We start from the raw sequence: 20626 nt of genomic DNA on the forward strand, positions 1-20626 counted from the left end.
CGGCCGCCGGCGGGGCGGCCTGGCTGCCGTCAGAAGCTGATGTTAGCCGTCAGCAGCGCGGTGCGCGGCGCTCCCGGGAAATACCGGTAGCCGCTCTTGTTGATGGACGCGACGTAGTTCTTGTCGAAGATGTTGTACACGTTCACCTGGAAGCTCAGGTTGCGCGACACGCGGTAGCTGGCCATCGCGTCGAACACCCAGTACGGATCGGTGTGGTCCGGCGTGCCGACCGCGCCGTCCGTGCCGCGCTTGAGCCCGCTCAGGTAGCGCGCGCCGCCGCCGATGGTGAAGCCCAGCGGCAGCTTGTACGTGGTCCACAGCGAGAGCGCGTGCTTGGGCGTGTAGGAGAGCAGGTTGGAGCCGTCCTGCGAGACCGCGCTGCCCGCCGCGACGGTGGCGTTCTGCAGGGTGTAGCCGCCCGTCAGCGACCAGTTCGGCGTGATCTGCCCCGCCGCGCCCAGCTCGATGCCCTGCACGCGCTTCTTGCCGATCTGCCCGTAGGTGCCGTCGTCGAGCAACTGCACTTCGTTGGTGATGTCGGTGCGGAACAGCGCGGCCGAGGTGAGCAGCTTCTTGTCGAACAGCTCCCACTTGGTGCCGATCTCGGCCGTCTTCGCGCGCTGCGGCGAGAAGTCGATGCGGTTGGCGCTGTTGCCGCTGCCGGCCGCGGCCAGGGCGAAGTTGGCGCCGCCCGGGGGCTGCTGCGAAACCGCGTAGTTGGCGTAGACGTTGCCGTTCGGCGTCACGCGGTACAGCGCGCCCAGCTTCCAGTCGAACAGGTTGCCCGAGGTCGAGGCGTTGACCGTGGTCACGGGCGTGCCGGCGGCGACGCCGCCAGGGCAGGCCACCACGGTGCGGCCGGTGCCGCCGCACGCGGTGGCGCTCGAATAGTGGGTGTTGTAGTGGTCCCAGCGCAGCCCGCCGTTGACCTGGATGCGGTCGGTCAGCTCGACCGTGTCGAAGAGGTAGGCGGCGACGGTGTTGGTCGAGCCGCTGGAGTCGGCGCCGTTCTTGCCGTAGTTCGTCGCGAACAGGCTGCTGTTCGGACTGTAGATGCTGACGTTGGGCAGCGTCGGCGAATTGTGGCCGTACAGGGTCTGCTCTTCGTGCGTGAATTCGACGCCGGCGCTGATGTCGTGCTTGAAGCTGCCGGTCGCGAACTTGCTGGTGACGTTGGTCTGGTTGCTCAGGATCTGGTTGACGCTGTCGCGCAGGTTGGGCGTGCGCGTCATGGTCCAGGTCGACGGATCGGCGGGGTTGGGCGTCACGATGTTGGTCGCGGCGGCCATGAACGAGGTCAGCAGGTAGTCCTGCTTGGTCTGCGCCCAGCGCGTGGTGTTGTGCAGCGTGGTGGTGTCGCTGAAGCGGTGGTCCACGCGGATGGTGGCCATGTCCGTGGTCGAGTCGTCATGGTCCGACGCGGTGCCGTAGAAGTTGTGCGTGTCGACCCTGCCGCTCGTGTTCAGCAGCGACAGCGCGGCGTTCGGCGCGCGGTAGCCGGGCAGCCCGATGGTCGAGACACCGCCGTCCGGCACGTTGTTCTGCTTCACGTGCATGTAGTCGATGTACACCGTGGTCGGCGTGTTCAGGCCGAACGCCAGCGAAGGCGCGATGCCCCAGCGCTGGTTCTCGGCTTCGTCGCGGCCGGCGACGTCGGCCTTGTGCCCCATCAGGTTCAGGCGGAACGCGGTGGTTTCGCCGATCGCGCGGTTCCAGTCGATGGTCGAGCGCGCGTAGCTGGACGTGCCCGCGCTCAGGCTGGCGTCGAAGCTGTTGTCGAGCGTGGGCTGCTTGGTGATCAGGTTGATCGAGCCGCTCGGCGCGCTGCGGCCGTAGTCCGAGCCCGACGGCCCCTTGATGACCTCGACCTGCTGCGTGTTGAACATGTCGCGGTAGGTGGTGTTCGTGTCGCGGATGCCGTCGACGTAGATGCTGTTCGAGGTGTCGATCCCGCGCATGTAGATCGCGTCGCCGGTGCTGGTGCTGCCGTTCTCGCCGGCGAAGAAGGTGCCCGCGCCGGGCACGTTGCGCAGCGCTTCCGTCAGCGTGGTCGCCTGCTGGTCCTTGATGATTTCCTGGTTGATGATGGTGACGGTCTGCGTGGTGTCCTTCAGCGGCTCGGTGAATTTCGGCGAGGCCAGGGTATCGGTCTTGTAGGTGCCCGAGGCGGCGCTGACCTGCACCGGCGGCAGCGTGACTTCCGACGGGGCCGCGGCCTGCGCGGCGGCGGGCAGCGGGCAGCCCAGGGTCAGGCCGGTGGCGATGGTGGCGGCGGCTCCGGCGAGCGACGGATAACCCGTGCGGGACTCGGAGGGCGAGGATTTTCGACTGCGGATGTAAGACATTTGTTGTGTTTTGGATGGGTCCGTATCGCGGCAGATACAGATCGTCATAGGGGCACCCGTTCCAGTGCATGCATGCGGCCATGCCGATGCTCATGTCGCCGGGCAGCGCTTGCCAGGTTCGCGCGTTGCGGTGCTGCCGACGCCATGTGATGACGGGGATGATTTGGATAAAAGTGGTTTAGGCGGCACCTCCTTTTGCTGTGCGGGATCCCTGTCGCGGCCGCCTCCGATCTCCCTTGGTGGCTCATGGATCACTAAGTAAATGAAAATAATTATCATTTTAGTTTCCGCAATGTATTTTTTGCAACACAGACTTAAATAAATTGAACTTATGCGCGGCAGGAGATGCCACGGCGGGCATCCCGAACATGCCGCCCGGGCGGCGCCTGGGCGGGCCGGGAGGGGCGCCCGGCGGCCATGCGGCGCGCCAGCCAGGAAGCGGGACGCCCGGGTTGGCCGCGTGTCGTCGGAGGGGGAGGGAGAGGGGGAAAAGGCGATGCGGCGGCCCGCCGCGGGGCGCCGCGGCCGGGTGCCACGCCGGGATTACACAGGATTACGCGGGGTTACACCGGGTCACGCGCGTTTACGCCGGACCGCGCGCTCCCGGCGGGCATGCCGGAGCGCATGCCGCTCAGAGCTTGTAGCTCGACAGCAGGATGCTGGTCTCGGTGGCGCCGATGCCGTCGATCATGCGGATGCGGTCGAGCGTGCGGTCGAACGCCTCGAGCGTGTCCGCGCGCAGCTCGGCGATGATGTCCCAGCGCCCGTTGGTGGTGTGCAGGGCCTGCACGTTGGGCTCGCCGCGCAGCGCCTGCAGCACCTGGCGGCCCTTGTTGCCTTCCACGGCGATGGTCATCCACGCGCGGATGCGGTGGGCCTCGGCCTCGGGCTTGAGGCGGACCGTGTAGCCGACGATCAGCCCTTCCTTCTCCAGCCTGTCGATGCGGTTCTGCACGGTCGCGCGCGACACCCGCAGGGCCTTGGCCAGCGCGGTGGCGGGCAGGCGCGCGTTGTCGCGCAGCAGGGCGAGAAGCTGGCGGTCGGTGTCGTCCATGCGGGTTTCCGGGGGTGGCCTGGGGTGTACCTGGATCGGGTTGGCGATTCGCCAGATGAAACTGGCGATATGAAAAGCATAGCAGGCGGATTGCGCAACCTGCTGCCTTTTAGTTAGCGCTGCACTGCACCAGAATGCAGTCACCGCGGTCCTCGGACCGCACGCACCTTCCACCCCCGCAGCCGTCACCCAGAAAGGAGCCAGCGTGATCAACCAGCCCACCATCCTGCTTGTCGACCCGACCCACTACGACGTGTCCTACAGCATCAACCCGTGGATGGACCCGGGCCTCTGGGCGCGCGATCCGCGCGGCATGCACCAGCACGCGGTGCGCTCGTTCGAGGCGCTCCACGCCGCGCTGCGCGCGTCGGGCTTCGCGGTGGAGACCGCGCCCGGCACGGCGGGCCTGCCCGACATGGTGTTCCCGGCCAACGCGGCGGTGGTGCTGGACGGCCACGCGGTGCTGGCGCGCTTCCGCCATCCCGAGCGCGCCGGCGAGGAAGCGCCGTTCGCGCGCATCTTCGAGGGCCTGCGCGAGCGCGGCCTGATCGACGCGGTGAGCGTGCTGCCCGAAGGCTGTTTCCAGGAGGGCGCGGGCGACTGCATCTGGGACGCGGTGCGCGGCCATTTCTGGGCCGGCTTCGGCCCGCGCTCGACGCGCGCCGCGGCCGACGTGATGGCGCAGCGCTTCGGCCGCGAGGTGGTGGCGCTGGAGCTGGCCACCGAGCAGAGCTATCACCTCGACGTGTGCTTCTGCCCGCTGTCGGGCGGCGAGATCCTGTACTACCCGCCGGCCTTCACGCCGCAGGCGCTGCGCACGCTGCGCGGGCGCGTGCCGGCCAGCCAGCGCATCGAGGCCAGCGAGGACGACCTGCGCCACTTCAGCGTCAACGCCGTCAATCTGCACGACCAGATCGTGATGACGCGCACCACGCCGCACCTGCGCGCCGAGCTGGGCCAGCGCGGCTACCACCTGCGCGAGGTCGACCTGTCGCCGTTCATGCTGTCGGGCGGCGGCGCGTACTGCATGACGCTGCGGCTGGACCGCGCCAGCGCGGCGGCGCAGGCCACCGGCGGCACGCGCGCGGCGCCGGCCGCCGCGTGAGCGCCGGCCGGGCGCGCACGCCATTCAACGGGGGAACATCATGAGAGAGATCGCCTTGACCCGCTTCCTGGATGCCGGCGACGTGGCCGCGCTGGTGCGCGAGACCGGCGTCGCCAGCGCCATCGCGCAGATGGCCCATCACATCCGCCAGGATTTCCTGCGCTGGGACGCATTCGAGAAATCGGCGCGGCTGGCCTCGCATTCGCCGGGCGGCGTGATCGAGCTGATGCCGGCCAGCGACGGCGTGCAGTATGCGTTCAAGTACGTCAACGGCCATCCGCGCAACGCGCTGGCGGCCATGCCCACGGTGATGGCCTTCGGCGTGCTGGCCGAGGTGGCGAGCGGCTTTCCGCTGCTGCTGGCCGACCTGACGCTGGCCACCGCGCTGCGCACCGCGGCCACCTCGGCGCTGGCCGCGCACGCGATGGCGCGGCCCGGCGCCAGGGGCATGGCGCTGATCGGCAACGGCGCGCAGGCCGAGTTCCAGGCGCTGGCCTTCCACGCCATGCTCGGCATCCGCGAGATCCGCGCGTTCGACATCGACCCGGCCGCGACCGCGCGGCTGGCGCGCAACCTCGACGGGATACCGGGCCTGAGGGTGGTGGCGGCGGCATCGGCGCGCGCCGCGGTGGACGGCGCCGACATCGTCAGCACCGTGACCGCGGACAAGACGCGCGCCACCATCCTGACGCCGGAGATGGTGGCGCCGGGCGTGCACATCAACGCGGTGGGCGGCGACTGCCCGGGCAAGACCGAGCTGCACGCGGACATCCTGCGCGCGGCGCGCATCGTGGTGGAATACGCGCCGCAGACGCGCATCGAGGGCGAGATCCAGCAGTTGCCGGCCGACTGGCCGGTCACGGAGCTGTGGGAAGTGCTGGCCGGGCGCGTGCCGGGGCGCGGCGGCGCGCACGAGGTGACGGTGTTCGATTCGGTCGGGTTCGCGCTGGAGGACTACGCCGCGCTGCGCTGGCTTCATGCCGCGGCCCACGCGCGGCACCGCGGCAGCCACGTGGAGCTGGTGGCCACGCCGCCCGACCCGCGCGATCTCTACGGCTGGATGATGGCGGCGGCCGCGCCGCTGCCCGCGCGCGCGGCGGAGGCGGAGCCGGCGTGAGCCGGCATCGGCATCGGCCGCCCGTGCCGGCGGATGCCCGCGGGGCTCAGCCGGCCGCGCCGCGCGTCATCATCAGCTGCGCGCGCAGGAAGCCCTTGACCTCTTCGAGCGACGGCGTCTTCAGGAAGACCATGATGCCCCAGTGCTGCAGGGCGTCGGCCACGCCGTCGTAGGCCTGGCGGTTGGTGATCACGGCGAAGATGACGTTCTGGCGCGCGAAGAAGTTCTGCAGCTTCTCGATGGTGGCCGACTCGGCGTCGCTCAGTTCTTCCACGTAGTAGAGCACCACGCGCGGGTGCGAGCTGACCGACGTGATGATCGTGTCCACCACGTCCTCCACCACCACGCTCTTCAGCGGCAGGCCCCACTTGCCCAGTTGCGCGTGGATGCGCTGGGCTTCCTGGTGGTTGGGGTGGAACACCACGAGATCGAGCTCGTGCACCGACGGCAGGTCCTGGCCGACGCGCGTGGCCAGCAGCCGGTGCACGGTCTCCTTGTGAATGCGGCGGTGGCCCCCGTTGGTCTTCCAGGCACCGAGTTCGCCGCGCTCCACCATCTTCTGTACAGTGCCCAACGAGACATTGAGCAGCTTGGCGGCGGTACGCGTGCTGTAGTAAGGCTTTTCAGCCAGTTCTGAATCCAGTTTCATCCGTTCACCCGTTAACAAGAAAACTCCGCACTGCGGTGCGACTGGCAGTGACAGCGCGTGCCTCCCGCGCTGGTTTGGATTCCGGCCGCGCGTAAAAAAAGCGCAACGACGCATGGCGTGCCGGCACCCTGAGCCTCTTGCATGACCTGCCCGATAACCCGGGCGCCGGAAGCGGAGGTGCTCCGCAGCCATGCAAGGACGTGATCTTGCGTCACAGGTGCCTTCTTCTTCCAAGGGAAGAATGCCGGTTTCCAATCATATGCGTTATCGAACATACGCTGCCACCGGGGGGTGGCAAATATTTCGAAAACGCCTCGAACGCTCCCACTTCTGTCTTTAAACGCATATTGTCGCGTTCTGGCAGACACGCGGCCAGCGGAATTTATCGCAAACAATGCAGACATCTGAAGCGGGGTCTACCCTGCACCCAGGATGCCCCGTCGCGGTGCGCGAAGGGCAGCCGGCGGCGCGCGCGGGACGCCCGCCCGCGCGCGCCGCGCGGCAGATGGCTTGCGTCCGCGCGCGCCGGCGTGGCCGGCGGCGGGCATGAGGGGGCGGCGCCGGCGCTAGGCCGGCCCGGAGCCGGCGGTCTCGAGCACGGGCAGCGCGGCCGGCATCGCAGCGGGCATCGCAGCGGGCGCGGCGGCGGGCAGCCTGGCGAGGTCGGCGGCCAGCGCGGGCTCGCTGCACGGCACCAGGTCCGGCGCGGCCGGGTCGCCGTCCGCGGCGGCGGCGGCGGCCGTGGCCTGCGCCCTGAGTTCGCGCGTCTTGATGACGATGAAGTATTCGTAGATCGATTGCAGGATCGCGTAGGTCAGCCCGGCGCGGCCGTCGAGGAAGCCGCGCTTGCCCAGGTAGAGCAGCAGGAACTTGGCCAGCGGGCGCAGCGGCAGGCGGAAGAACAGCTCCTTCTGGTGCGCGCGCCGGCGGTGGAAGTCGCGCGCGAACAGCGCCTCGCGCAGGCTGAAGTCCGCCTTGCCGCGCCGGTTGTCGATGGTCTGCTGCGCCTCCAGGCTGCTGTAGCCGTTGTGGCGCGCGATCCAGTGGCTCAGGCCCTTGCTGAAGGGAAAGTGGTCGAGATAGCCGGACAGTTCGCCGACCGGGCCGTCGGGGATCGAGGTGGGATTGACCAGCCGTTCGTAGCGCATGCGCTCGGGCCGGAACAGGCGCAGGTAGAACGGCGCGGCCTGCACGTGGCGCAGCCAGGTGCCAAGGAAGAAGTCGCGCCGCCGCACGCGGTAGGCCACCTCGTCGCGCGCGCCGCGCGCGGCGGCGCACACCTGCTCGACCAGCGCGGGCGTCATGCGCTCGTCGGCGTCGATGTAGAACACCCAGGGATGGCGGAAGCGGATATGGCGCAGGCCCCAGTTCTGGTGGCTGGCCCAGTTGTCGAACGGCCGCTGCGTGACGTGGGCGCCGAAGCGCCGGGCGATCTGCACGGTGGCATCGGTGCTCATGGAGTCGTAGACGTGGATGTCGTCGGACCACGCCACGCTCTGCAGGCAGCCCGGCAGGTCCTGCTCCTCGTTGCGCGTGAGGATCAGCACCGAGACGCCGGGCGCGGCGTGCCGCGGCTGCATCTGGCCGGCCGCGCTGGCCGGACTAGGCTGGGGCTGTGCCATGTCTTGTCCTCGTGCTGATGGGCCGGGCCGGGACGCCGGCGTAGACGGTCCAGGGCGCGCGCAGGCTCCGCGTCACCACGGCGCGCGGCGCGACCACCGCGCCTTCGGCCAGGGACACGCCCGGCGAGACGAAGGCCTCGGCGCAGATCCACACGTGCGATGCCAGCACGATGGGATGCGCCACCAACTGGAAATTGGCGCTGTTGTAGTCGTGGCTGCCGGTGCACAGGTGCGCGCCCTGCGAGACCACGCAGTGGGCGCCGATCTCGATCGGCGCCATGTTGTAGAGCGTGACGCCGTCGGCCACGCCGCTGTGGCCGCCCACGCTCAATTGCCACGGCGCCCAGATTTTCACGTCCGGGTAGATGTGCACATGCGGCCCGAGGCGCGCGCCGAACAGCCGCAGCAGCGTCGCGCGCCACGCGTGCAGCGGGCGCGGGCTGGGCCGGAACAGGCACAGCCAGACGCACTGCCAGAGCTGGCGCTGGAGCCGGTTGCCCAGCGTGAACGAGGCGCCGGTGGTCGGGTCGTTGCCTTGCAGAATCATCGTCGTTGCGCTCGATGGTTGGCGGCCGCGGCACGCGCGCGCGCCCCGGCCGGCGGCCGGGCTTGGTCCCGCACCGGCCGCGCCTGGCGCCGGGAGGACGCGGGGCGCGCGGGAAGGGGTGAGCTCATGGTGGCGCGCCGGCCGGCGCGCTTCGGTGCGGCACCTCACACAGCGCGCGCGGCGGCGCGGCGCGGGCCGGCCCGCGGCGCAGCGGGGGAAGGACGGAAGGGGCGGACGAAGGGGAAGGACGAAGGGGAGGGGGAAGGGCGGGCGGCGGCGCGGCAGTCGGCGGGCGCGCCGCCGCGCGGCTCAGAGCCGGTACTTCTTCACCTTGTCGAACAAGGTGGTCTTGGCGATGCCGAGCGCCTCGCTGGCGCGGCTCAGGTTGCCGTCGTGGCGGCGCATGGCGTCGGCCACCAGCGCGCGCTCGAACTGCTCGACGGCCTGCGCCAGCGGCAGCGCGGCCGGCGCGGCGGTGCCCTGGCCCGGGTTGCAGCCGAGCCCGAGCACGTGGCGCTCGGCGAGGTTGCGCAGCTCGCGCACGTTGCCGGGCCATTGGTAGGCCATCAGCGCGGCCATCTCGGCGCGGCTCGCCGGCAGCGCCTCGCGCTCGAAGCGCAGCGCGGCCTGCGCCACGAAATGCTCGAACAGCGGCGGCACGTCCTCGCGGCGCTCGCGCAGCGGCGGCAGTTCCAGCGTGACCACGTTGAGCCGGTAATAGAGGTCGGCGCGGAACTGGCCGGCCTCCGACAGCGCCTTGAGGTCGGACTTGGTGGCCGCCACCACGCGCGTGTTGACCGGCACCGGGGTGTTGGAGCCGAGCCGCTCCACCACGCGCTCCTGCAGCACGCGCAGCAGCTTGATCTGCATCGGCATCGGCATGCTCTCGATCTCGTCGAGGAACAGCGTGCCGCCCTCGGCGTGCTCGATCTTGCCGATGCGCCGCCGCGCCGCGCCGGTGAAGGAACCGGCCTCGTGGCCGAAGATCTCGCTTTCGAACAGCTGCTCGGGCAGCCCGCCGCAGTTGATCGGCACGAAATGCCGCGCGTGGCGCGCGCTGGCTTCGTGCAGGCAGCGCGCCACCAGCTCCTTGCCGGTGCCGGTCTCGCCGTGGATCAGCACGTTGGCGGCGGTGTCGGCCAGGTCGGCGATCAGGCGGCGCAGCCGCTCGATGGCCGGCGAATGGCCGGTCAGGCGCGCCTCGAGCGTGTCGCGCCCGGCCAGCCTGCGGCGCAGGTCGGCCACCTCCAGCACCAGGCGGCGCTGCTCCAGCGCGCGCCGCGCCACCTCCACCAACTGCTCGGGCGAGAACGGTTTCTCGAGGAAGTCGTAGGCGCCGTCCTTCATGGCCTGCACCGCCAGGCTGACGTCGCCGTGGCCAGTCACCATCACCACCGGCAGCGTGGCGTCGCGCGCGCGGAGCGCGCGCAGCAGCGCCATGCCGTCCATGCCGGGCAGGCGGATGTCGCTGACCACCACGCCGGCGAAGCCCGCGCCGGCTTCGCGCAGGGCCGCCTCGGCGCTGCCGGCCGCGCGCGTGGCGATGCCTTCGAGCCGCAGCGCCTGCTCGCAGCCCAGGCGCACGTCCGGGTCGTCCTCGACGATCAGTACGGTGAGCGGGCTAGTCGTCATGTGCGGTTTCCTTGCCTGGCTGGCCACCCGGGCAGCCCGGTCCGGCCCCGGGCCGCGCCAGTGGCAGCACCAGCGTGAAGCAGGCGCCGCCGTCGGGATGGTTGCTGGCGTCGAGGCTGCCGCCGAACTCGTCCAGGATGCCGGCCGACAGCGTCAGGCCCAGCCCCAGCCCCTGGCCGGCCGGCTTGGTGGTGAAGAACGGCTCGAACAGGCGCGCGAAGGCTTCCTGGGACAGGCCCGGGCCGTTGTCGCGGATGGTCAGGCGCAGCTTGTCGCCGGCCAGGTGGGCGCGGATCTCCAGCACCGGCGCGGCGGTGGCGGCCATCGCGTCGAGCGCGTTGCCGATCAGGTTGACCAGCACCTGCTCCAGGCGGTTGGGGTCGCAGGCCAGCACCAGGCCGGGCTCGAGCTGGCGGCGCAGTTCCGGGCGCATGGCCTGCAGGCGCGTGTCGAGCAGGAACAGCGCGTTGTCGAGCGCCTCGTCCAGCCGCGCGGTGCGCCCGCCCTGGCCGGGCTTGCGCGCGAACGACCGGAGCGCGCCGGTGATGCGGCCCATGCGCTCGACCAGGCCGATGATGGTGGCGAGGTTGGCCTGCGCGGTGGCATTGTCGCCGCGCGCAAGGAATTTCTGCGTGTTGCCGGAGAGCGTGCGCAGCGCCGCCAGCGGCTGGTTGAGCTCGTGGGCGATGCCGGTGGACATCTGCCCCACGGCGGCCAGCTTGCCGGCCTGCAGCAGGCCGTCCTGGGCCTGGCGCAGGGTGGCCTCGGCGCGGATGCGCTCGGCCACCTCGGCCTGCAGCTGCTGGTTGGCGGCCGACAGGTCGGCGGTGCGCTCGGCCACCTTGCGTTCCAGCTCGCTGTTGGCGGCCTCGAGCGCGGCGCGCGCGGCCAGCCGCTCGCCGGCGATGCGCCGGCGCACGTTCCAGGCCGCCGCCAGCAGCAGCACGAAGGCGGTCAGCACGCCCGCCAGCGCGGCGGTGTTGAGCGCGGCCAGGCGCGCCTGGGAGGTGTTGGTGAGCAGCGTGAGCTGCCAGTCGGTGCCGACCAGTTCCGCGTTCTGCGCCAGCATCGGCGGGCCGCGCCGCAGGCGCACCAGCGCGTCGCTGTCGGACAGCTTGCGCACCGGCGCCAGTTCGAGCTGCGGCAGCGGGGCGCGGTTGTACTGGAGGCTGCGCTGCAGGCGGACGCGCTGCTCGGCCGACAGCGGCCTGAGCGCGGCGAGCTTGAGCGACGGGTCCGAGGCCAGGATCACCACGCCGTTCTCGTCGGTCAGCAGCATCTGCGCGTCGGCGCCCTGCCAGCGGTTCTCGAGCGGCTCCAGGCCGACCTTGACCACCGCCACGCCGCGCGGCTTGTGGCGGTCGCCGAGCGGCGCGGACAGGTAGTAGCCGGGCTCGCTGCGCGTGGTGCCGACGCCGTAGAAGCGGCCGAGCTGGCCGTCGGCGGCGTCGCCGAAATACGGGCGGAAGCTGAGGTCCTCGCCCATGTAGCTGTCGGGGCGCTGGTAGTTGCTGGCCGCGCGCACGCGGCCGCGCGCGTCGAGCACGAACACCGCGCGCGTGCCGGCGCGCGCGTTGAGCGCGGCCAGGTACTGGTTGGCCGCCTCGACCCGGGCCGGGTCGTCCGGGTTGGCCAGCAGCGCGGCGATCTTGTCTTCGAGCGACAGCAGGCTGGGCACGTAGTCGTAGCGGGCCAGCTCGCTCGACAGCGCCTGGCTGTACAGGCGCAGCTGCACCTGGCCGCGCTCGCCCTGGCGCGCCAGCGCGGCGTCGTAGCTGTAGCGGTAGCCCAGCGCGCCGGCCAGCCCGACCAGCATCGCCAGCGCCAGCATGGCGAGCGGCGGCACCCAGCGGCGCAGGCGGCCGGCGCGGCCGTAGCTGGCGCAGGCGTCCTGCGCGGTGTCGCGCGGGCTGGCGGGCGGGGTGGCGTGCGAACGGAACGGGCCGGTCATGGAGCGGGCGGGGAAGGCTTGCGTGTGCTGCGGATGGCGATGGATGGCAGGGGTGGCGTGTGGTCGGGCCAAATGTGCCGCCGGCATGGCACCGCAACGGCGCCGCCCGCAGCAACCCCGTCTTTTACCACAACGCGCGGCGCCGGCCGCAAAACAAAAAGGGCCCGGCCGCCTGATCGGCGGCCGGGCCCTGGCGCGCTGGCGGTGTTACTTGCCGGCCAGGACCTGAACGGGTGTCAGGCCGCGGTTGCCGTCGGCAGCGGGGTCGTCCGCTTCCTCGGGCACCGGCGCGCCGATGGCGCCTTCGCTTTTGGCGACGACGGCGGTGGCAATGGCGTTGCCAAGCACATTGGTGACGGTGCGGCCCATGTCGAGCACGTGGTCGATGCCCAGCACCAGCAGGATGCCCGCCTCGGGCAGGCCGAACATCGGCAGCACGGCGGCCACCACCACCAGCGCCGCGCGCGGCACGCCGGCGATGCCCTTGCTGGTGACCAGCAGCACCAGCAGCATGGTGACCTGCTGCGCGAGCGAGAGGTGGATGCCGTACACCTGCGCCACGAACAGCGCGGCGAACGAGCTGTACATGATCGAGCCGTCGAGGTTGAACGAGTAGCCCAGCGGCAGCACGAAGCCGGTGATGCGCTCCTTGACGCCGAAGCGGCCGAGCTGCTCGATCACCTTGGGGTAGGCCGATTCGCTGCTGGCCGTGGCGAAGCCGATCATCAGCGGCGCGCGCACCATCCCGAGCAGGCGGAACACGTCGCGGCCCAGGAAGAAGTAGCCCCCGGCGATCAGCGCCGCCCACAGCAGCGCCAGCGACAGGTAGACGCTGCCGAGCAGCTTGGCGTAGACCACCAGCACGCCCAGACCCTCGGCGGTGATGACCGCGGCGATGGCGCCGAACACGCCCACCGGCGCGAACGCCATCACGTAGTTGGTGACCTTGAGCATGACGTGGCCGAGGCCGTCGATGGCGGCCAGCAGGGGCTTGCCCGCGCCGTCCTTGACGGTGCCCAGCGCGAAGCCGAAGAACAGCGAGAACACCACGATCTGCAGGATCTCGTTGGTGGCCATCGCCTCGACGAAGCTCCTCGGGAACATGTGGGTGACGAAGTCGCCCAGGCTCAGCGCGCCGGTCTTCAGGTTGGAGGCGGCGTCCGCCGGCGGCAGCGCCAGGTTCATGCCCTGGCCCGGCGCCAGCAGGTTGGCCATGACCAGCCCCAGCAGCAGCGAGGTGATCGAGGCGGCGAGGAACCACGCCATCGCCTTCAGGCCGATGCGGCCCACGGCGCGGCCGTCGCCCATGCCGGCGATGCCGCTGACCAGCGTGGCGAACACCAGCGGCCCGATGATCATCTTGATCATGCGCAGGAACACGTCGGTGAGGATGGACAGGTAGCCGGCGATGGACTTGGCGGCGGCGGGGTCCGGCGCGAGGTGGTTGGCTGCCGCGCCGGCTAGCACGCCGAGCAGCATCGCAATGAAAATCAGGGTGGGCAGTCGGTTCAGTTTCATCAGAAGTCGGGCCGTGCGCCCGGCGGCTCGCCGGGCGGTTGTTTTATGCGGGGACTGGCAGGCTTCGGGCCCGGCGCGTCGACCCCGGGGGCGGCGTCGCGCGGCCTGGGCCGGGGGACGTCAGCGAGGCGGGGATGGCAAGGCGGGCGCGGTCATTGTTTCCTCCGTTGTTGTGTGGGCGCGGCGCGGCACCGGGGGGCGCCGCGCCGCCGGCCCGGATCGTCGTCCGGGCGGGCGCATACATCGCACGAGGCGTGCCATGCCGGCGGCCCCGCCGGCCTCGCCTAAGTCACTGAAAAACAAGGGGAATTCGAAGTGCTTCCGGCGCACGGTTCGGATTTCCGTGCAAGCGTGGGTGATCGGCGTTCGGATTTCCGGATGCGCGGACGGCGCGGAGGGCGGCCGGGCGCAGCGTGGCGCCCGGCGCGCATGGCCGGGAGGGGGAAAGGAAGGGGTGGCCGGAGGAACGCGGGCGCGCGGCCGCGCGGCCGCGCGCGTCAGGCGTTGTCGGCCGGCACCGTGCGGCAGCGTTCCAGGAAGTCCTCGAGCGGCATCGGCCGCCCGATCACATACCCCTGCGCGTAGTCCACGCCGATCGCGCGCAGGGTGTGCAGGGTCTGCTCGTCCTCCACCGATTCGGCCACCGTGAGGATGCCCAGCCGGTGCCCGATGTCGTTGATCGAGCTGACGATCTCGCGGTCGACCGCGCTGGCGACCAGGTGGCGGATGAAGCTGCCGTCGATCTTGAGGTAGTCCACCGGGAACTGCTTGAGGTACGCGAACGACGACAGGCCCGCGCCGAAGTCGTCCAGCGCCACGGTGCAGCCGGCGCTGCGCATCTCGGCCACCAGGCGGCTGGCCGCGGCCATGTTGTTGATCAGCGCGGTCTCGGTGATCTCCAGCCGGATGCGGCTGGCCGGCAGCACCGATTCGTGCAGCTCGGCATGCAGGAAGGGCAGCAGGAACGGCTCGCCCAGCGAATTGGCCGACAGGTTGACGGCCACCGAGAGCCCCGGCACCGCCGCCAGGCGCGCGCCGAATTCGCGCAGCACGTGGTGGATCACCCAGCGGTCGACGTGGCCCATCAGGTCGTAGCGCTCGGCGGCCGGGATGAAGGCGCCGGGCATGATGAGCTTGCCCTGCTCGTCCACCATGCGCACCAGGATCTCGATGTGGAGCTCGGGGAGGTCGGCCTAGCCCGGCTGCAGCGCGCGGATCTCCTGCGCGAACAGGCGGAAGCGGTTGGCGTCGAGCGCCGAGTGGATGCCGGCGGCCACCTGCAGCTCCTGGTGGTGGCGCTGCGCGTCGCTCTCGTCGCGGCGGTACACCGAGACGCGGCTGCGCCCGGCGGCCTTGGCGGCGTAGCAGGCCACGTCGGCGCGGCTCATCAGCTCGCCCACCGGCGGCGTCTCGCTGTCGATGGCGGTGATGCCGATGCTGGCGCCGACGTCGTAGACGCGCCCCTCCCACGGGAAGCGCTGGCCGCGGATGGCGTCGATGATCTTCTGGCAGACCCGCTCGGCCTGGTCCACCGAGCAGTCCTTGAGCAGCAGCGCGAATTCGTCGCCGCCCAGGCGCGCCAGCAGGTCGTCGGGGCGCACGTGGTGGCGGATCACGTGGCCGAGCTCGCGCAGCAGCACGTCGCCGGCGGCGTGGCCGGCGGTGTCGTTGACGATCTTGAAGCGGTCCAGGTCGATGAAGCACAGCGCATGGTGCTGCTGCTGCAGGCGCGCCGCGTCGCAGGCCTCGCGCAGGCGCTTCTCGAACCAGATGCGGTTGGGCAGGCCGGTCAGCGCGTCGTGCGAGGCCGAGTGCGCCAGCTCGCGCTGCAGCGCGCGCGCGCTGGTGATGTCCTGGAACACCAGCACCGCGCCGATCACCTCGCCCGCGGCGGTGCGCACCGGCGCGGCCGAGTCCTGCACGTCGTGGCGGTCGCCGGTCAGGCTCTGCAGCACCGCGCCGTCCTGCAGGTAGACCGGGCGCAGCGTGCGCAGGCACTGCGCCACTGGGCTGGCGATGGGCTCGTTGCTGTGCTCGTCGACGATGCGGAACACGGTCTCCAGCGGCTGGCCGGCGGCGGCCTGGATGCTCCAGCCGGTGAGCTGCTCGGCGATCGGGTTCATGAAGGTCACGGCCATCGCCGCGTCGGTGCAGATCACCGCGTCGCCGATCGAGCTCAGCGTGATGTGCAGGCGCTCCTTCTCCTCGAACAGCGCCTCGGTCAGGCGGTGCTGCTCGGTGATGTCCCAGTTGGTGCCGATCATGCTCAGCGCGGTGCCGTCGTCGCGGCGCAGCACCATCGCCAGCGCGCGGATGTGGCGCACCTCGCCGCGCGCGTGCTGGATGCGGTATTGGGTGTCGAAGGCGCGCACGCCGCGCACCGCGGCGCGCATCTCGGCGCGCGCGCGCTCGATGTCGTCGGGATGCACCATGCCGGTCCAGCGCTGGAAGTCGGGGGCGCCGGCGGCCGGGTCGGTGCCGTGCAGCGCGTGCATGCGCGCGTCCCAGGCGATCGCGCCGCTGGCGATGTCCCATTCCCAGATCCCCACGCCGCCCGCTTCCACCGCGAGCTGGGTGCGGCGCGTCAGCGCCTCGAGCTTCTGCTGCGCGGTCTTGCGCTCCTCGATGCTTTCCACCTGCGAGATGAAATGCAGCGGCGCGCCGCTGTCCTCGTCGCGCACCAGCGAGACCGCCAGCAGGGCCCAGCGGTAGCTGCCGTCCTTGTGGCGGAAGCGCTTTTCGATGCGGTACGCGTCGATCTCGCCGGCCAGCAGGCGCTCGACCTGGTGCAGGTCCGGGCCCAGGTCGTCGGGGTGCGTGATGAGCGGGAACGGCAGCTCGAACAGCTCGCTGGCCTCGTAGCCGAACAGCTCGCAGATGGCGCGGTTGACCTGCAGCCAGCGGCCGTCCAGGCCCACCAGCGCCATGCCGATGGCCGAATGCTCCATCGCCTGGCGGAAGCGCCGCTCGCTGCCGCGCAGCTCGCTGCGGTCGCGCCGGTTCTGCTCCAGCAGGAAGGCGATGCAGACCGGGAACAGCATGATGAGCGCGGTCGACAGTTGTATCGGCTGCAGCACGAAGGGCTCGCCCGCGCCGCGGCCGAAGGCGCTCGCGGCCAGCGTCGCCGCGGTGGTGGCGCAGATCGACAGCAGCGTGAGCAGCGCGGTGGCGAACGGGTTGGTCAGCAGCGCCGCCAGCACCAGCGGCAGCGCCATCACCACGAACGGCTCGTTGCTCTTGTGCAGCGCGCCCGCGCCCACTACCAGGCACAGCAGCAGCAGCGCCGCGAAACGGCGCCGGCCGGCGCGCCCGAAGGTCTCGGCGGCGCGCTCGCGCGTGATCGACACCATCAGCGGCAGCAGCATCACCACGCCCATCGCGTCGGCCGTCCACCAGGTCCACCAGACCGCGCCGAAATCGCCGCGGTAGGCGGTGGCGACGGTGGCCGCGCCGATGGTGGCGCCCACCGCCGGCCCCAGCGTGCTGGCCGCGCCCAGCGTCAGGCCGAAGCGCGCCAGCGGCCCGGGGCGGGTCAGCGTGGCGCCGGCGGTCATGGCGCGCACCAGCCAGCCGGAGAAGGCCATCTCGGCCACGTTGCCCAGCGCCAGCGCCAGCGCGATGGCGGGGTGGTCGCCCATCGCCGCGTTGGCCGCCACGCCCGCGGCCAGCATGCCGCCCAGCAGCACCGGCGCGTCGCGGCGGGGCCGGTGCAGCAGCACGCCGAGGCCGAACGCATTGGCCAGCCACAGCATGGCCACGTTGCCCGGAAAGCGCGACGCGGCGATGCCGGCCACGGCCAGCAGGAAGAAGCCGAGGGCGGCCAGCGCCGCGCGCTGCCAGCGCGGCGAAGGAGTGGGCAAGGAACGGACTTCCGGTTGTGGCGTCATGTCGCGTCTGCGATCTGGATAGGAGAACTTGCAATGGCGATGGCCGCCGGGCTGACGCAGGTTGCACGCGTGGCCCAGCCTAATCGATCAATATAGCGTCCATATGGCGGCAGCACGAGCCGAGAAAAATGACTCTGCCGGCGCTGTTCGGACTGGCATGCCGCGCCGATTTCCTGTATGGCCCCCTCGCTTGCCGGCCGGCTCCCGGCATCCCCGGCGGCGCTGCGGGCCGCGCCGGCGCACGGCCGGCGGCGGATTCGGGGGCGCCCGGAGAGCGCTCGGAGACGGCCGCGGCGCGTCCGCGCCGCGCTCGCCCGCGGCTGCGCCGCCGTCCGCCTCCCGCGGCCGTTTCAGGTATTTCCCCGCCGATGTGGGGTACCCCGACGGACGTCGCGAAGACGCGGGCCGGCATCGCAGCGATGACATGAGCGGACGGAGGCCGCCGCGCAACGGGTCGTGGAGCGGGTCGTGGAGTGCGTCCCGGTCCGGAGCGCCATCGCATTCGGCGCCGCCGCCTTCGGCCTGCAGGCGCTCGCGCGGCAAGCCCCGGCCAGCCGGGCCGGTCCGCGTCCGCCGCGTCCGCCGCGTCCGCGCCGACGGCGCTGCCGCGCGCGCGGCGCGATGGCGCGATGGCGCGGCGTTAAGCAAAGTTAATGCTTGCCGCTGCCCGATTCCTGAATAATGCCGACAGGGACGGCGGCGCAGGGAGCCGCGGGCCGCTTCGCGCCGGCGATGCCCGGGGTGTGCGCCACGTGTGCGACGCGCGGCCGGCGCATTGGGGCCAGACAACCTCACGTTAACCCTAGGTTTTGTCGTGGTTTGCACACAAATGCGAATGCGTCTCATGTAGAATTGTCACGTGGCTGGTACATAAGACATCCGAGCCGCCGGATGGAAGGGTCAGTTGGCGCGGCAAGCGCGCATTGGGAAGGGGGAACTGTCATGCGTGTTCTGATTGTTGAGGACGATCAGCGGGTCAGCCAGTGGCTAAGCGCCAGGCTGCAACAGAAAGGACATGACTGCCGCGTGACCGACACCGGCGAACAGGCGCTCGAGCTGATCGGATCCGAGGCATTCGACGCCGTGCTGCTGGACCGGATGCTGCCCGGCATCGACGGCATCGGCGTGCTGCGCGCGCTGGCCGATCATCCCCACCCGCCCGTCATGGTGCTCTCCGCGGTGGACCAGCCCAGCGACCGCGTCGAAGGGCTGCGCGCCGGCGCCGGCGACTACCTCGGAAAACCGTTCGACTTCACCGAGCTGCTGCTGCGCCTCGAAGGCCTGGCCAAGTGGCGCGCCCTGCCGGGCGACGCGGACTGGATCACCCGGCTGGAGGACCTGTGCATCGACTGGCGCGAGCGGCGCGTGTCGCGCAGCGGCCAGGCCATCGACCTGACCGAGAAGGAATTCGCGCTGCTGCAGGTGCTGGCCACCAACGCCGGCCGCACGGTCACGCGCGCCATGCTGCTGGAAAAGGTCTGGGGATACCAGTTCGATCCGCAGACGAACCTGATCGACGTCCATGTCTCGAAGCTGCGCAGCAAGATCGACCGGAATTTCCCGCGCTCGCTGCTGCGCACGGTGCGCGCAGTCGGTTATGTCCTGGGCTGAGCGCGTTGCCCACCTGCTCGAGACCCGCACTTTCCGCCACGCCTCGCTGGTCGCGTTCCTGTTCCTGCTGGTGGCGGTCGGCACGGTACTGCTGAGCGCCCACCAGATCGACGCGCTGCTGCACAGCCACGTGCGCGACATGGTCCTGGCCGACCTCCGCGCCCAGGAGCGCAGCCATCATTTCGCCGAAGCCAAGGGGCTGGCGTTCGCGCTCGCGCACGAGGACACCCGCGAGCGCGAAGGCAACAAGTCGTTCGTGCTGTCGCCCTCGGGCGCGCTGCTGTTCGGCGACCCGAAGGTGAGGGCCGCGCTGCAGTGCGAGCCGCCGTGCGCGCTGCAGTGGCGCAACGTCACCGTGGGCGACGCCAGCGCCCAGCTCGCGCAGCTGTTCGGCGTGCAGGTGCCGCTGGCGGACGGCGGCGTGTTCTTCAGCGGGTACGACATCCTGCCGATGCGCGAGCGGCTGCGCGTGATTCCGCTGGTGGCCGGCGCCGGACTGTTCGCGGTGCTGCTGTCGAGCCTGGCCATCGGGCTCTATACCAGCGTGCAAAGCATGCGCCGGGTGGACCGGATCCGCAGCGCGCTGCGCCGCTACGTGACCGGGGAGCGCGACGCGACGGTGCCGTGCGGGCCCGACGGCGACGAATTCGACCTGCTCGGGCAGGACATCAACCACGTGCTCGACCGCGTGAACCGGCTCATGGAAGAGGTCAAGAGCGTCAGCAGCCATCTGGCGCACGAACTGCGCACGCCGCTCACGCGCATCTACAACCGGCTGGCCAACCTGGCCGAGAAGGTGGATGACCCCATGCGCGAGGACGTGCTGGGCGCGCTCGAGGACGGCGAGCGCATCCAGCGCATGGTGCGCGCGGTGCTGCGCATCGGCGAGGTGGACGCGGGCCGCTGCGAGCACGCGTTCGAATGGTTCGAGGTGCGCACGCTGCTCGATGACCTGGCCGAATACTACGCGCCGCTGGTGGCGATCTCGGGCATGGCGCTGCGCATCGAGGCGGAGCCGGGGCGCGAGCTCTACGGCGACCGCGCGCTGCTGTTCCAGGCGCTGTCGAACCTGCTGGAAAACGCGATCAAGTACGCGCCCGGCGGCGAGACGCTGGTGCTGCTGGCGCACCGCCGCGGCGACGGCATCGCGCTGGGCGTGGCGGACAACGGTCCCGGCATTCCCGCCGCGCTGCGCGGCCAGGCGGTGGAGCGCTTCCGCCGCCTGGGCGGCACCTCGGGCGGCACGTCGCAATCGTCGCAATCGTCACAATCGGGCAGCGGACTTGGCCTGGCGCTGGTCAATGCCATCGCCAGGCTCCACGGCGCGCAGCTCTCGCTGGAGGAAAACCGCCCGACCGGGCTGCTGGCCGTGCTGCTGCTCGACCGCCGCCACTGGAACGACCGCACGGGTCTCAAGAGCGCGCTCAGGACGTGACGCGCGCCGCGGCCGGCGGCATGGCGCGCTAGGCGGCGCGCCGGGGCCGCGCCGGCGTCTCGGGACGCCACCACATCCGGCAGGCCCCGCGCGGCGGCGATCACCCGGCGGCGGTCGTCGACCGACACCGCCGTGACATGGCTGCCGCGCATG

The 20626-nt window shown here is 71.0% G+C and carries 12 protein-coding genes and 1 pseudogene; 4 read left to right on the forward strand and 9 right to left on the reverse strand.

Annotated elements, in window-relative coordinates:
* Positions 1–29 precede the first annotated feature (29 nt).
* A complete protein-coding gene (locus KF708C_RS02990; protein WP_020205642.1) occupies positions 30–2345 on the reverse strand; it encodes a catecholate siderophore receptor Fiu in 2316 nt (771 codons plus the stop codon).
* A gap of 631 nt (positions 2346–2976) precedes the next feature.
* Positions 2977–3399 carry an Lrp/AsnC family transcriptional regulator gene (locus KF708C_RS02995; protein WP_020205643.1) on the reverse strand — a complete coding sequence of 141 codons (423 nt, stop codon included), beginning with the start codon at positions 3397–3399 and terminating at the stop codon, positions 2977–2979.
* A 205-nt stretch (positions 3400–3604) separates the two neighbouring features.
* Here KF708C_RS02995 and KF708C_RS03000 point away from each other — a divergent pair, with 205 nt between their 5' ends.
* Positions 3605–4504 carry a dimethylarginine dimethylaminohydrolase family protein gene (locus tag KF708C_RS03000; RefSeq protein ID WP_059410695.1) on the forward strand — a complete coding sequence of 300 codons (900 nt, stop codon included), beginning with the start codon at positions 3605–3607 and terminating at the stop codon, positions 4502–4504.
* A 40-nt stretch (positions 4505–4544) separates the two neighbouring features.
* Positions 4545–5621 carry an ornithine cyclodeaminase gene (locus KF708C_RS03005; RefSeq protein ID WP_059410696.1) on the forward strand — a complete coding sequence of 359 codons (1077 nt, stop codon included), beginning with the start codon at positions 4545–4547 and terminating at the stop codon, positions 5619–5621.
* Positions 5622–5667: 46 nt separating this feature from the next.
* On the opposite strand, the gene KF708C_RS03010 is transcribed toward KF708C_RS03005, so the two are convergent.
* From KF708C_RS03010 to KF708C_RS03040, 7 genes and pseudogenes are all read right to left on the reverse strand, one after another.
* Positions 5668–6270, reverse strand: coding sequence for a helix-turn-helix domain-containing protein (locus tag KF708C_RS03010; protein WP_020205646.1), 603 nt, complete (start codon positions 6268–6270; stop codon positions 5668–5670).
* Between the two features lie 566 nt (positions 6271–6836).
* Positions 6837–7892, reverse strand: a complete 1056-nt coding sequence (locus KF708C_RS03015) for a glycosyltransferase family 2 protein (protein WP_231586366.1) — start codon at positions 7890–7892, stop codon at positions 6837–6839.
* Complete coding sequence (locus KF708C_RS03020) at positions 7873–8439, reverse strand: acetyltransferase (RefSeq protein ID WP_059410698.1); 567 nt, start codon at positions 8437–8439, stop codon at positions 7873–7875. Before KF708C_RS03020 ends, KF708C_RS03015 begins: the two co-directional genes overlap by 20 nt.
* A 309-nt stretch (positions 8440–8748) precedes the next feature.
* On the reverse strand, positions 8749–10071 hold the full coding sequence (locus KF708C_RS03025; RefSeq protein ID WP_020205649.1) for a sigma-54-dependent transcriptional regulator: 1323 nt from the start codon (positions 10069–10071) through the stop codon (positions 8749–8751).
* The gene (locus tag KF708C_RS03030) at positions 10061–12022 is read right to left on the reverse strand and encodes a sensor histidine kinase (RefSeq protein WP_059410699.1); all 1962 of its coding nucleotides are present in this window, start codon (positions 12020–12022) and stop codon (positions 10061–10063) included. The genes KF708C_RS03025 and KF708C_RS03030 overlap by 11 nt, the downstream gene beginning before the upstream one ends.
* 207 nt (positions 12023–12229) lie before the next feature.
* On the reverse strand, positions 12230–13540 hold the full coding sequence (locus KF708C_RS03035) for a dicarboxylate/amino acid:cation symporter (RefSeq protein WP_020206009.1): 1311 nt from the start codon (positions 13538–13540) through the stop codon (positions 12230–12232).
* Positions 13541–14037: 497 nt separating this feature from the next.
* A pseudogene (locus KF708C_RS03040) lies at positions 14038–17427 on the reverse strand (diguanylate cyclase).
* 942 nt (positions 17428–18369) lie between these two features.
* Here KF708C_RS03040 and KF708C_RS03045 point away from each other — a divergent pair.
* Together KF708C_RS03045 and KF708C_RS03050 are read left to right on the forward strand one after the other, a co-directional pair.
* Positions 18370–19038 (forward strand): response regulator transcription factor, encoded by a 669-nt coding sequence (locus tag KF708C_RS03045; RefSeq protein ID WP_029044243.1) that lies wholly within the window; start codon positions 18370–18372, stop codon positions 19036–19038.
* Positions 19025–20473 (forward strand): sensor histidine kinase, encoded by a 1449-nt coding sequence (locus tag KF708C_RS03050; protein ID WP_059410700.1) that lies wholly within the window; start codon positions 19025–19027, stop codon positions 20471–20473. The genes KF708C_RS03045 and KF708C_RS03050 overlap by 14 nt, the downstream gene beginning before the upstream one ends.
* Positions 20474–20626: the final 153 nt, after the last annotated feature.

The organism is Cupriavidus basilensis (assembly GCF_000876015.1).
GTDB lineage: Bacteria > Pseudomonadota > Gammaproteobacteria > Burkholderiales > Burkholderiaceae > Cupriavidus > Cupriavidus basilensis_B.

Bases quoted from the DNA above. Each gene is read 5' to 3' on its own strand.
- KF708C_RS02990 (WP_020205642.1), bottom strand. From the start codon at position 2,345: ATGTCTTACATCCGCAGTCGAAAATCCTCGCCCTCCGAGTCCCGCACG.
- KF708C_RS02995 (WP_020205643.1), bottom strand. From the start codon at position 3,399: ATGGACGACACCGACCGCCAGCTTCTCGCCCTGCTGCGCGACAACGCG.
- KF708C_RS03005 (WP_059410696.1), top strand. From the start codon at position 4,545: ATGAGAGAGATCGCCTTGACCCGCTTCCTGGATGCCGGCGACGTGGCC.
- KF708C_RS03010 (WP_020205646.1), bottom strand. From the start codon at position 6,270: ATGAAACTGGATTCAGAACTGGCTGAAAAGCCTTACTACAGCACGCGT.
- KF708C_RS03015 (WP_231586366.1), bottom strand. From the start codon at position 7,892: ATGGCACAGCCCCAGCCTAGTCCGGCCAGCGCGGCCGGCCAGATGCAG.
- KF708C_RS03020 (WP_059410698.1), bottom strand. From the start codon at position 8,439: ATGATTCTGCAAGGCAACGACCCGACCACCGGCGCCTCGTTCACGCTG.
- KF708C_RS03025 (WP_020205649.1), bottom strand. From the start codon at position 10,071: ATGACGACTAGCCCGCTCACCGTACTGATCGTCGAGGACGACCCGGAC.
- KF708C_RS03030 (WP_059410699.1), bottom strand. From the start codon at position 12,022: ATGACCGGCCCGTTCCGTTCGCACGCCACCCCGCCCGCCAGCCCGCGC.
- KF708C_RS03035 (WP_020206009.1), bottom strand. From the start codon at position 13,540: ATGAAACTGAACCGACTGCCCACCCTGATTTTCATTGCGATGCTGCTC.
- KF708C_RS03045 (WP_029044243.1), top strand. From the start codon at position 18,370: ATGCGTGTTCTGATTGTTGAGGACGATCAGCGGGTCAGCCAGTGGCTA.
- KF708C_RS03050 (WP_059410700.1), top strand. From the start codon at position 19,025: ATGTCCTGGGCTGAGCGCGTTGCCCACCTGCTCGAGACCCGCACTTTC.